Consider the following 12305-nt stretch of genomic DNA (forward strand, 5'->3'; position numbering starts at 1 on the left):
TTTTAATAAGTTCAATTGCTTATTTTTCTTGACACGTTTCTATCGCTAGAAATGAAGTCAAAACCCAACCGTAAGGTTGATAAGGTTAAGTGAATAAGGGCGCACGGTGGATGCCTTGGCACTAGGAGCCGATGAAGGACGGGACTAACACCGATATGCTTTGGGGAGCTGTACGTAAGCTATGATCCAGAGATTTCCGAATGGGGGAACCCAGCATCTTTTATAGGATGTTACAAATATGTGAATACATAGCATATTTGAGGTAGACGCAGAGAACTGAAACATCTAAGTACCTGCAGGAAGAGAAAGAAAATTCGATTCCCTGAGTAGCGGCGAGCGAAACGGGAAAAGCCCAAACCAACAAGCTTGCTTGTTGGGGTTGTAGGACTCCGATATGGTAGTTTTTTCAGATAATCGAATGACTTGGAAAAGTCAGTCAAAGAGGGTAAAAACCCCGTAGATGAAATTTGGAAAGCACCTAGGAGGATCCTGAGTACGGCGGAACACGAGGAATTCCGTCGGAATCCGGGAGGACCATCTCCCAAGGCTAAATACTCCCTAGTGACCGATAGTGAACCAGTACCGTGAGGGAAAGGTGAAAAGCACCCCGGAAGGGGAGTGAAATAGAACCTGAAACCGTGTGCCTACAACAAGTCAAAGCCCGTTAATGGGTGATGGCGTGCCTTTTGTAGAATGAACCGGCGAGTTACGATTGCATGCGAGGTTAAGTCGAAGAGACGGAGCCGTAGCGAAAGCGAGTCTGAATAGGGCGTTTGAGTATGTAGTCGTAGACCCGAAACCATGTGATCTACCCATGTCCAGGTTGAAGGTGCGGTAAAACGCACTGGAGGACCGAACCCACGTACGTTGAAAAGTGCGGGGATGAGGTGTGGGTAGCGGAGAAATTCCAAACGAACTTGGAGATAGCTGGTTCTCTCCGAAATAGCTTTAGGGCTAGCCTCGGAATTGAGAATGATGGAGGTAGAGCACTGTTTGGACTAGGGGCCCATCTCGGGTTACCGAATTCAGATAAACTCCGAATGCCATTCATTCATATCCGGGAGTCAGACTGTGAGTGATAAGATCCATAGTCGAAAGGGAAACAGCCCAGACCACCAGCTAAGGTCCCAAAATATATGTTAAGTGGAAAAGGATGTGGGGTTGCACAGACAACTAGGATGTTGGCTCAGAAGCAGCCACCATTTAAAGAGTGCGTAATAGCTCACTAGTCGAGTGACCCTGCGCCGAAAATGTACCGGGGCTAAACATATTACCGAAGCTGTGGATAACACCTATGGTGTTATGGTAGGAGAGCGTTCTAAGGGCGTTGAAGGTAGATCGTGAGGACTACTGGAGCGCTTAGAAGTGAGAATGCCGGTATGAGTAGCGAAAGACAGGTGAGAATCCTGTCCACCGAATGACTAAGGTTTCCTGGGGAAGGCTCGTCCGCCCAGGGTTAGTCGGGACCTAAGCCGAGGCCGAAAGGCGTAGGCGATGGATAACAGGTTGATATTCCTGTACCCGTTGTTTTTGTTTGAGCAATGGAGGGACGCAGGAGGCTAAGGAAAGCAGACGATTGGAAATGTCTGTCCAAGCAGTAAGTCTTAGGTTGAGTCAAATGCTTAATCTTTTAAGGACAAGCTGTGATGGGGAGGGAAATAATAGTACCGAAGTTCCTGATGTCACACTGCCAAGAAAAGCTTCTAGTGAGAAAACAATGGCCCGTACCGCAAACCGACACAGGTAGTCGAGGAGAGAATCCTAAGGTGAGCGAGAGAACTCTCGTTAAGGAACTCGGCAAAATGACCCCGTAACTTCGGGAGAAGGGGTGCTGATCGTCAGATCAGCCGCAGTGAATAGGCCCAAGCGACTGTTTATCAAAAACACAGGTCTCTGCAAAATCGTAAGATGAAGTATAGGGGCTGACGCCTGCCCGGTGCTGGAAGGTTAAGAGGAGTGCTTAGCGTAAGCGAAGGTACGAATTGAAGCCCCAGTAAACGGCGGCCGTAACTATAACGGTCCTAAGGTAGCGAAATTCCTTGTCGGGTAAGTTCCGACCCGCACGAAAGGCGTAACGATTTGGGCACTGTCTCAACGAGAGACTCGGTGAAATTTTAGTACCTGTGAAGATGCAGGTTACCCGCGACAGGACGGAAAGACCCCATGGAGCTTTACTGTAGTTTGATATTGAGTGTCTGTACCGCATGTACAGGATAGGTAGGAGCCGTAGAAATCGGAACGCTAGTTTCGATGGAGGCGCTGGTGGGATACTACCCCTGCGTTATGGCCACTCTAACCCGCACCACTAATCGTGGTGGGAGACAGTGTCAGATGGGCAGTTTGACTGGGGCGGTCGCCTCCTAAAAGGTAACGGAGGCGCCCAAAGGTTCCCTCAGAATGGTTGGAAATCATTCGAAGAGTGTAAAGGCAGAAGGGAGCTTGACTGCGAGACCAACAAGTCGAGCAGGGACGAAAGTCGGGCTTAGTGATCCGGTGGTTCCGCATGGAAGGGCCATCGCTCAACGGATAAAAGCTACCCTGGGGATAACAGGCTTATCTCCCCCAAGAGTCCACATCGACGGGGAGGTTTGGCACCTCGATGTCGGCTCGTCGCATCCTGGGGCTGTAGTCGGTCCCAAGGGTTGGGCTGTTCGCCCATTAAAGCGGCACGCGAGCTGGGTTCAGAACGTCGTGAGACAGTTCGGTCCCTATCCGTCGCGGGCGTTGGAAATTTGAGAGGAGCTGTCCTTAGTACGAGAGGACCGGGATGGACTTACCGCTGGTGTACCAGTTGTTCTGCCAAGGGCATTGCTGGGTAGCTATGTAGGGAAGGGATAAACGCTGAAAGCATCTAAGTGTGAAGCCCACCTCAAGATGAGATTTCCCATTTCTTTAAGAAAGTAAGATCCCTGAGAGATGATCAGGTAGATAGGTCAGAAGTGGAAGTACAGTGATGTATGGAGCGGACTGATACTAATCGATCGAGGACTTAACCAAGAATGGTAAAAGAAAAAACTCGGAAGAGTTTGAGATTACTTCAAATCCAGTTTTGAGTGAGCAAAAGCAAACTCAATAAGATAACACCACAGTGTGGTGGCGATAGCGAGAAGGATACACCTGTAACCATGCCGAACACAGAAGTTAAGCTTCTTAGCGCCGATTGTAGTGAGGGGTTGCCCCTTGTGAGAGTAGGACGTCGCCACGCTGGTGTTATTCCGGCATAGCTCAGTTGGTAGTAGCGCATGACTGTTAATCATGATGTCGTAGGTTCGAGTCCTACTGCCGGAGTTCTCATTTTGAGAAAAGAGTAATGAGCTTCTTTCACTCTGGAGAGTTGTCCGAGAGGCCGAAGGAGCATGATTGGAAATCATGTAGATGGTGAACGCTGTCTCAAGGGTTCGAATCCCTTACTCTCCGTTAGTAATATACTGGCCCGTTGGTCAAGCGGTTAAGACACCGCCCTTTCACGGCGGTAACACGGGTTCGAATCCCGTACGGGTCATAACAATTGAATTTTGGAGGTTTAGCTCAGCTGGGAGAGCATCTGCCTTACAAGCAGAGGGTCAGCGGTTCGAACCCGTTAACCTCCATAATGAGTTGGTTCCGTGGTGTAGGGGTTAACATGCCTGCCTGTCACGCAGGAGATCGCGGGTTCGATTCCCGTCGGAACCGTCATTATTTATTCGATTGAGTTAATTTCATTTGGCGCGGTAGCTCAGTTGGTAGAGCAACGGATTGAAGCTCCGTGTGTCGGCAGTTCGATTCTGTCCCGCGCCACCATGGAGGAGTAGCGAAGTGGCTAAACGCGACGGACTGTAAATCCGTTCCTTAGGGTTCAGTGGTTCGAATCCACTCTCCTCCATTTTATTAATAGGGGTATAGTTTAAAGGTAGAACAGCGGTCTCCAAAACCGTTAGTGTGGGTTCAATTCCTGCTACCCCTGCCATGGCGGATGTGGCGAAGTGGTTAACGCACCGGATTGTGGCTCCGGCACTCGTGGGTTCGATTCCCATCATTCGCCCTTTTTTTATTGGGGTATAGCCAAGCGGTAAGGCAAGGGACTTTGACTCCCTCATGCGTTGGTTCGAATCCAGCTACCCCAGTTCTATAAAATTTATAGATTGATAATCGTATAATGGCGGTATAGCCAAGTGGTAAGGCAGAGGTCTGCAAAACCTTCATCACCGGTTCAAATCCGGTTACCGCCTTAGTACATTTTATCGACATGCCGGCGTGGCGGAATTGGCAGACGCGCTGGACTCAAAATCCAGTGCCCGTTAAGGGCGTGCCGGTTCGACCCCGGCCGCCGGTATTGCTAAGATGTTTTCATCTTAGTTTTTTATTGGGTAATTAAATAACATATGTATGATGGCGGGTGTGGCGAAGTGGTTAACGCACCGGATTGTGGCTCCGGCACTCGTGGGTTCGATTCCCACCATTCGCCCTTTTTTTATTGGGGTATAGCCAAGCGGTAAGGCAAGGGACTTTGACTCCCTCATGCGTTGGTTCGAATCCAGCTACCCCAGTTGATTTAAATTAAGTTTTACTATGCCGGCGTGGCGGAATTGGCAGACGCGCTGGACTCAAAATCCAGTGCCCGTTAAGGGCGTGCCGGTTCGACCCCGGCCGCCGGTATACACCAATGAACCCCTAGTGTAAGTCTATCTTACATTAGGGGTTTTCTTTTTATATTATGTGAAAACAGTAGTACCTATGCTGTAATATCATATCTAACTTTTCTCTTTATTTTAGGAGAAAAAAGGAGAACTCCATTTTGTACCATTATTTTTTTACATTTTTCTTTTTAATTTGTCTCTTATAGTTTTTCAAATAAAAAGGATTGGTCATTATGTAAAAAGAAAGATAGCTAATACTATGTTCAAACTTGAATTACAACTCATTTTTTGAACTATTTAATTAAATTGATTCTGGTAACTATTTTTTACTCCATATTATGTTCTGTATGGGTGTACCTGCTGACTAGAAAGAATAGTAGAACTTCAAGTAGAATGAAGTTCTACTATTCTCTATATCTATACAATTGCATTATTCAATTTATCGGCTAAGTTTTGTTGCTTATTTGGGTAGAGGTGTCCGTAAATATCATAGGTCGTATTAATTGAGGCGTGTCCTATGCGTTCTTTAATGATGAATGGATCTTCCTCATTATCAATTAAAAATGCTACGTGGGAATGTCTGAGATCGTGAATTCAGATTCTTTTGAGAGTAGAGCTACGTTCTACTACGTCATCATATTTCTTTGATACCTTGAAACGTGTCATGATTTCGGGGATGAATTGAAAGACTTGGAGTTTCCCTGTATCTGGTACAAAAGGTGAGAGAAGTTCTTTTTGCTTGTTCTTCCACTGATACAGTTCATCAACTAATTTTTGATTCAGTGTGATTTGGCGGCTTCCTGCGACTGTCTTAGGTGAGTTAATGACCATACGACTTGTTAAATGAATCAGCGTCTTACTTACTTCTAAAGAGTCACCTCTCAAATCAATATCTTCCCACGTCAGTCCTAAAAGTTCTCCCATACGCATACCCGTCAGATAGGCTACTTTGAAGAAGAGTTGAAAAGGGTACTCTTCTGGGGTAAAAAGCGTCATGAATTCTTGAAATTCCGTTGGTGTCCAGTAGTCCATCTTTTTCTTTTTGACTGGTAACTTTTTCAGTTGTTGGCATGGATTTTCTTTTAGTACCCCATGTTTCACTGCAACATCAAGTAATTTCTTTATCTGAATCATGAGTTTATTGATTGTGTTATTAGACAAGCCCTTGTCTGAAAGGGAAGAACGAAAAGTTTTTAGCTCTTTGTGCGTCAGTTTTTCTATCTTTGCTTTTGCAAAATAGGTTTTGATGTATCGATTGTAGTTATACTTTTGTGACGCCATGTAGCTTTCTTTTCTTTGTTCCTCTGTGTCTATTTCTACCACCAATGCATATAACATATCCATTGACATGATACTTGAGGCAAAAGAGGTATCGCCTAATTGAGTAAATCTTAGATGATTTTCTAGCTCGATTGCTTCTTTGCGAGTAGGGATATTTCGTTTGATAAATCGATTACGCTTGCCAGTAACAGAGTTAAAACCATCTGAAATATCTATAATCCATGTCCTTGTTGCTTTGCCAAGCTTGTAGTTTCTACGTCCAGCTTTGAAGCTGTCTAAGAGGGTATCCTGTACCTGTCTGAGTACGTTTGAATGTACGTTAGTCGTTGCCATAATAATGGTCTCCTTTATTCGTTATATTTGCAGGAACTAGAAAAATAGCTCCTATTCTATTGCAACAAAGAAGCCAAGCTTTGTCAGTAAAGGATTTCCGAGGTGTCAAAATCTTAAAAGGACTCCTGTTTACTTTTATTCCACCACTGACTCACCGTTATTTAACTTCTCTAAGTATTCTACTAGGCAAGATACCCCCATGTTAGATAGAAACAAGTGCAGGGAGTTCATATAGCTATCATTCAAATTAAAAAGCACTAAGAATAGCTCTATATAGCCATTCTTAGTGCTTTTATATTAGTTTTTCATTCAATTCTCTTTGTACTACTAGAATCACTTGTGCTAGTATCAGTCGTATTGGTTGAATCATCTGTACTATCCTGTGGTACTACGGGGTGTGCTTTCACAGCCGCTAAGGCAGTATTGATTGCCTCAATATGTGGTTGAAAGATTGTTTCAGTAGAAGTGTTTGCAAATAAAGAACGAAGACTGTACTTGCGGATTATCAGCTAACGCTTGTTCACCTGCTTTGATTGCTTGGTCAAGAGCGTCCACATAGTGTGATTGATACTTGTCTTTATTCAAGTAAGGTTTGGCATCAGTAATGGTTTGTTCAAGTAAAGCTCTGTTGTCTTCATCTACAGTTGGTGTATCAGTGTACCAGTTAACCGCAAAGCTCAATTCATTAAGAAATGTTTTCTTGTGTAAAGGACTACTAAATATTTATTAATCATGATAAGTAGCTAGTAAGTACCCCAAGTATGACTAATAGCGTGATAGAAGTAGGAAAGGTGGGTACTACGCCCCCCAGTAATACGTTATTCAGTAATCAAAATAGCTGAAAGCCAAGTGTACCAAGAAATTTGGTCTTTTAGTAGGTGAAAAGTCGGTCGTACCAATGGATTGCAGTGGTAGTGGTGAGAGCAGAAGCTGCCTCATTGCTGATACCCGAGATAAGCAACTTACCTTTGGTCTGGTACGATTGCCAGCTATGATTTATACCTTTCAAATTTGGGGTATCTGCTATACATGGTAAATTTAAGTGTCTTACTCGTTGGGTGGTGTGGATTTAGTATCTAACCTTGAGCTATGAAAAATACCTTTGGTTTTCTAGTGATTTGATTTCTTTGTCTTTATTTATCATAATTGAAAATCTAAGAGTCTCATTGGTTGAAACCATTCTTTTCGTATCTATAAAATTCCCTTCAATATTTATAATTGGAGGGACTTTTTTAATAAGAACTAGCTGGTTAGAATTGGATTTTATCAACAATTTTTTGGATGTTATAGGTGGTGTCAATTAGAATATAGTTACATTTAAATTTTTTGCACATTTCTAGGTTAAATATGTTATCTTCTAAGGTTGAACTACTTGTACAATAAGAATCATCAATTCTTTGCTCAATTGTACTTGCATATTTTTTGATTTCCGAAAAATTCTTTTTTATATAATCTTGACTTAATATCAAACAATAATGTTTAATGGATGATAAATATGAATCATCAAATGAATCTTTCCAATTGAAAGGTATATAGACGCCTTCAATTATTAGGTTTTGTTTATTTTCAATTGCTGTCTTAATTATCTCTTTCGTTATATTCCATAGGTATTCAGTCATAACTTTATCATCTTCTATGGTAAGCTTCGTACTATCGCTCCGAATTAATCCCATTTTTAAGTGGTCTAACGATAAGTATGGATAGTTGACTTTTTCAAGTAGCTTTTGAGAAAGTAATGTTTTTCCGGTATGGGAAGCACCTGATATTAAAATAATCATTATTTATCCTCCTAGTGAAATTTAATGTTAACTCTATTTTACCATGTTTATATTTATACACTTCTTTTGTTTATATGTTTACAAAAATACCCCCACTATCTATGGCATGAAATAGTAGGCAAGAAGTAGGACAACTTATCAAAGGTGATTGAAAGCTAAAAGGAGGAAATACCTATTTTTTCATACTAGGCAGATTTCCTCCTTACATTAAATTAGCCATAATCTACTGAAATTACATTTGTCATACTGTCAGTATATTTATCAAGCGTTTGATTGCTAATAAAAACTTAAAACGGACAGCAGTGATGAAAACTTAGAGACAAGACTCTTGGTATTCTTTAATCGTTAATGCCCAAAGTACCAAAATCAATCTTTTTGTATTCTATGTCTTAAATTGTTCAACCATGTTTTTGCTGATTTTAGCTCTGCCATTGTCAACTCGTGACCTTGATTGAAAGAATAGACCGAAGAATGACTACCACTACTTTCAAATGCGTTCACTAGTTCATCAAAAGATTCTTTCGAAACAATGGGGTCCTCCTTTCCATACGAAAGCCAGACCATTTGTTTTTTTCCATCAGTCGAGTGATTGTTTGCGCCAAGTGACATTGGGTGAAAAAAGATTCCCTTCGATAGCTCATGTTCTCTTTCTAGTAATAGATGGGCAGCGATGTTTGCTCCGTTAGAATAACCAAGTAGTATCCAGTCTTCTAAAGGAATGTTTTCTTCCGTACTAATCTCTTTAATTTGCTTTAGTAAGCTATCTGTTTCATTTTCTAAATTATTGAGATCGAATTGATTGAGACCATGTCGCTTAAAGAAACGATTCATTCCATTTTCTTGGATGTTTCCACGAAAAGATAAAATTGTGCTGTCTGGATCAATATACCTCGCAAGTTCAAGTAAAGAATATTCATCTCCACCTGTACCATGTAATAGAATAAATTTTGCTGCATTTTTTGTTCCTTGCTCAAAAATGTAGTTCATATTGCTCACCTCGAGTTATTGTTATTCTGTTAACGTTGTATATTCGCATCGCTTGTATCAAAAGGTCGAACTATTTCTTCGATAGCTAGCCGTTTTTCTTCAAAAGCGGGTGGTAAAGATAGTTTTTCTCCCGCATGTTCTTTTCTTTCATCTTCAAAAAAACCAGGACCATCTGTTGCCAATTCAAAAAGTACATGTGAAGAGGCTAAAAAGTATTCAGATTGAAAATAAAAACGATCAACAAAACCAGAATCAGGTAATTCTACTTGTTGAATTTTTTGAATCCAGTGGCGTAAAGCTTGTTTATCAGCAACTCGAAGTGCAAGGTGATGAATATTCCCAAAACCTTCGATTGCATTGGGTAAATCATTGCGGACCTCAACAACAATAGTGGCACCATTTCCACCTTCACCAACTTCAAATTGATGGAAATTTCCTTCTTTAGCAGTTTCATGAAATCCAAGTAATGTTTTGAGAATGTGTTCAATACTTTGTAATTGGCTGACTCGAACAAAAACTGGACCAAGTCCGATCAGTGCAAATTGAGTAGGGACATTACTTTTTTTCCAAGGCGTGCCAGCAGCAACTCCATGATTTTGTTGATCTGAAATCAATTGATAGGATTGGTTATCGAAGTCTTCAAATTCCAGGTATTTTTTACCAAAGCGTTCCTTGATATTTGAGTGAGTGATTTGATACTTTGATAAACGTTCATGCCAAAAATTTAGTGCAGAGTCGTTGGGAACACGGAAAGAGACACGAGAAATACTGTTTGTTCCTTTAGAGCCTTTAGATTGATAAGGAAAGTCAAAAAAAGTCATATCTGTTCCAGGTGCACCATTTTCATCGGTAAAATATAAATGATAAGTTTCGATGTCATCTTGATTAACGGTTTTCTTTGCCAGTCGTAGTCCCAAAATATCAGTAAAAAAACGATAAATTTTGGTAGCATTGGAAGTCATAGCAGTAACGTGATGTAGACCTTTAATCTGTGTATCCATAATTATTCCTCCGAAATATACTTACAAAAAGTAAGTTTTATTTTTACAAGTATAGTAAGAATCCACAGATAATGCAATTATTCTGTCCTTTTAACAAAATAAAAAACGGTACCCATGTTGGGTCCGTTTTTAATTTGATTGAACATCTAAAATAGAATAGCTACGTACATCAAAACGATTGCGACTTGTTGAATATTCAATTGGTTGGCCATCTTTTAAATAAACGATTTGTTGAACTTCTAAAATAGGATCAGTTGCAGAACAATTTAAGTATTCTTGATCGAACTCTGTGCTTTTATCTGCAGAAATTGTTCGGTAAGCACCAGCAAAAAAAATATTTAAAGACTGATGTAAATAATCATAGATAGAAGATAACAAGTGCTCTCGTTTTAAACCGGGAACTAGATGGACAGGCATATAGGTATGCTCTAAAATATATGGTTCATTTTCTAAAATTCGTAATCGTTGAATATTATAAACAGGTTGTTCAGGTTGAATCATTAAATGCTCTTGTATTTGTTCATTTGGAAATTCAACATCAAACTGGATAATTTGACTAGCCAAAGACTGTTGACGTCGCGCCATTTGATGACTAAGCCCTTCATATTCATTTGCTGGGGAAGTATCTTTTTTGAAAAAAGGATGGTTCAAAACTTTTGTTCCAGAACCTCTTTGAGAATAGACAAGTCCTTCCATTGCGAGAATATTGATTGCTTTTTTGATTGTCATTCGGCTAGCGTCAAATTCTTTTACTAGGTCAGTTTGATTTGGTAAAAAACTATCTGGTGGGTATTTTTTTGAGCGAATACGATCTCTTAACGTGTTCGCTATGTCTTCATATTTTGGCACAACATTCACCTCTCTTTGAGTATAGCGAAAGTTGGAACAACGGACAACTGCTAGAAGAGAGAAGTAAAAAGAAAAAGACCAAACTCATTAGAAACTATCCAATGTTTTGGTCTTCATATTGTTTTTTAAATGTTAGTCACTGGTTGTTTATCTAAAACTTTCAGGAATGGATACCAAATGAGTCCAACAACAATGAAATCAATCACTTGTAAAAGACCACCTAGCCATGAATTAGTTGCAAGAATACCACTAGCGACAATGGGAACAGTCCATGGTACAGATACACCTGTTGGAGGAGGAACGATCCCAGCTGCCATTACTAAATAATTCAATGTAGTAACCACAAGTGGTGCAATTACCCATGGTATCAAAATCGTTGCGTTTAAAACAATTGGTAAGCCGAAAATAGCAGGTTCGTTGACATTAAAAATACCAGGTGCAAGGGCAAGCCGACCAACGTCACGATATTGCTTTTTCTTTAAGAAGAACGCCATAATCAAAACCACGGCTAATGTCATTCCAGATCCGCCGAGACCAACAGTAAATGTTTCCATGAAAGGTTTTGTGATAATGTGAGGAAGTTCTTTACCAGCTTGATAGGCTTCCAAGTTATCTAACATTAAAGTATTCCAAATTGGATCCATTACAGAATTGACAATAATTTGTCCATGAAGTCCGAAGAACCATAGAAATTGAACAAAAAATAAAGCAAGTAGGGTTGCAGGTAAGCTACTACCAAGTCCTGTTAAAGGTTTTTGGATTACTTCGTAAATAACATCGTGTAAGTTAGTGTTAAATATACCAGTCACAAGTGCATTGATAAATAAGAAGACTGTTAATGTTACAACAGCAGGAATCAAAGCAGCGAAAGACTTCGTCACTGCAGGTGGCACGCCGTCAGGCATTTTGATTTGCCAACCACGTTTTGTAATCCGGCAATAGATTTCCGCTGCTAAGAAGGCAGCAATCATTCCAATAAACATTCCTTTTGCACCTAGGCGATCAAGTGTAAGTACACCGGAAACTTCTTCACCATTTGTTGTAGTCATAACAAATGGGGTAAGAATCAAGAAGCTAGCAAACGAAACAGCACCACCAAAAATGCCTTCGACGTCATAAGATTTAGATAAATAATAGCCAATACCAAATGTAACAAATACGGACATGATACTCATTGTCGCATTCTGTCCATTTCCAAAGAGAGTCGATAGCGTTCCTTTAGTCGCGTCATTGAAAAAAGGAAGATTATTGATCACCACGACTATTGAACCAAACATTGTTAATGGAAAAGAAAGCATAAAGGCATCACGTAAAACGGTCAAGTAACGATTTTGCCCTAAAATATTGGCTAAGGGCATGATTTTTTCGGAAAGTTTGTCCATAAATCCATTCATATTTTTCACCTCTAATTTTTTTGCAATCGATTACAAACAAAATATAGCACCGATTTATACAAATGT

6 protein-coding genes, 15 tRNA genes, 2 rRNA genes and 1 pseudogene are annotated in these 12305 nt (G+C 40.6%); 17 read left to right on the top strand and 7 right to left on the bottom strand.

Annotation, left to right across the window (positions count from 1 at the left end; translation table 11 throughout):
- Positions 1-83: 83 nt before the first annotated feature.
- The 17 genes from AC4BD1_RS03955 to AC4BD1_RS04035 all read left to right on the top strand — a co-directional run bounded on the left by AC4BD1_RS03955 (position 84) and on the right by AC4BD1_RS04035 (position 4635).
- Positions 84-2997, top strand: a 23S ribosomal RNA gene (locus AC4BD1_RS03955).
- Positions 2998-3089: 92 nt separating this feature from the next.
- Positions 3090-3205, top strand: a 5S ribosomal RNA gene (gene rrf, locus AC4BD1_RS03960).
- A gap of 9 nt (positions 3206-3214) precedes the next feature.
- A tRNA-Asn gene (locus AC4BD1_RS03965) sits at positions 3215-3288 on the top strand.
- Positions 3289-3328: 40 nt separating this feature from the next.
- A tRNA-Ser gene (locus AC4BD1_RS03970) sits at positions 3329-3417 on the top strand.
- Between the two features lie 13 nt (positions 3418-3430).
- Positions 3431-3502: transfer RNA gene (locus AC4BD1_RS03975), tRNA-Glu, on the top strand.
- A 15-nt stretch (positions 3503-3517) separates the two neighbouring features.
- Positions 3518-3590: transfer RNA gene (locus AC4BD1_RS03980), tRNA-Val, on the top strand.
- Positions 3591-3599: 9 nt separating this feature from the next.
- Positions 3600-3672, top strand: a tRNA-Asp gene (locus AC4BD1_RS03985).
- A gap of 32 nt (positions 3673-3704) precedes the next feature.
- Positions 3705-3780: transfer RNA gene (locus tag AC4BD1_RS03990), tRNA-Phe, on the top strand.
- Position 3781: 1 nt separating this feature from the next.
- Positions 3782-3862 (top strand) — tRNA-Tyr (locus AC4BD1_RS03995).
- 10 nt (positions 3863-3872) lie between these two features.
- A tRNA-Trp gene (locus AC4BD1_RS04000) sits at positions 3873-3946 on the top strand.
- A gap of 2 nt (positions 3947-3948) precedes the next feature.
- Positions 3949-4021: transfer RNA gene (locus AC4BD1_RS04005), tRNA-His, on the top strand.
- Positions 4022-4031: 10 nt separating this feature from the next.
- Positions 4032-4103 (top strand) — tRNA-Gln (locus tag AC4BD1_RS04010).
- A 34-nt stretch (positions 4104-4137) separates the two neighbouring features.
- Positions 4138-4208: transfer RNA gene (locus AC4BD1_RS04015), tRNA-Cys, on the top strand.
- 19 nt (positions 4209-4227) lie between these two features.
- Positions 4228-4312, top strand: a tRNA-Leu gene (locus tag AC4BD1_RS04020).
- A 59-nt stretch (positions 4313-4371) separates the two neighbouring features.
- A tRNA-His gene (locus AC4BD1_RS04025) sits at positions 4372-4444 on the top strand.
- A gap of 10 nt (positions 4445-4454) precedes the next feature.
- Positions 4455-4526, top strand: a tRNA-Gln gene (locus AC4BD1_RS04030).
- Between the two features lie 24 nt (positions 4527-4550).
- A tRNA-Leu gene (locus AC4BD1_RS04035) sits at positions 4551-4635 on the top strand.
- Between the two features lie 398 nt (positions 4636-5033).
- Here AC4BD1_RS04035 and AC4BD1_RS04040 read toward each other — a convergent pair.
- The 7 genes and pseudogenes from AC4BD1_RS04040 to celB all read right to left on the bottom strand — a co-directional run bounded on the left by AC4BD1_RS04040 (position 5034) and on the right by celB (position 12239).
- Positions 5034-6230: pseudogene (locus AC4BD1_RS04040) on the bottom strand (tyrosine-type recombinase/integrase).
- Between the two features lie 456 nt (positions 6231-6686).
- Positions 6687-6911 (bottom strand): hypothetical protein, encoded by a 225-nt coding sequence (locus AC4BD1_RS04045; protein ID WP_490485852.1) that lies wholly within the window; start codon positions 6909-6911, stop codon positions 6687-6689.
- Positions 6912-7480: 569 nt separating this feature from the next.
- Complete coding sequence (locus AC4BD1_RS04050; RefSeq protein WP_490485853.1) at positions 7481-8008, bottom strand: adenylate kinase; 528 nt, start codon at positions 8006-8008, stop codon at positions 7481-7483.
- A gap of 366 nt (positions 8009-8374) precedes the next feature.
- Positions 8375-8995: an alpha/beta hydrolase gene (locus tag AC4BD1_RS04055; protein ID WP_490485854.1), complete on the bottom strand. Its 621-nt coding sequence runs from the start codon at positions 8993-8995 to the stop codon at positions 8375-8377.
- A gap of 29 nt (positions 8996-9024) precedes the next feature.
- A complete protein-coding gene (locus AC4BD1_RS04060) occupies positions 9025-9996 on the bottom strand; it encodes a ring-cleaving dioxygenase (RefSeq protein ID WP_206909955.1) in 972 nt (323 codons plus the stop codon).
- Between the two features lie 129 nt (positions 9997-10125).
- The gene (locus AC4BD1_RS04065; protein WP_206909956.1) at positions 10126-10845 is read right to left on the bottom strand and encodes a UTRA domain-containing protein; all 720 of its coding nucleotides are present in this window, start codon (positions 10843-10845) and stop codon (positions 10126-10128) included.
- Between the two features lie 125 nt (positions 10846-10970).
- Entirely contained in the window at positions 10971-12239 is a 1269-nt protein-coding gene (gene celB, locus AC4BD1_RS04070; protein WP_490485855.1) for a PTS cellobiose transporter subunit IIC, read from the bottom strand.
- Positions 12240-12305: the final 66 nt, after the last annotated feature.

The organism is Enterococcus sp. DJ147D b (assembly GCF_058216655.1).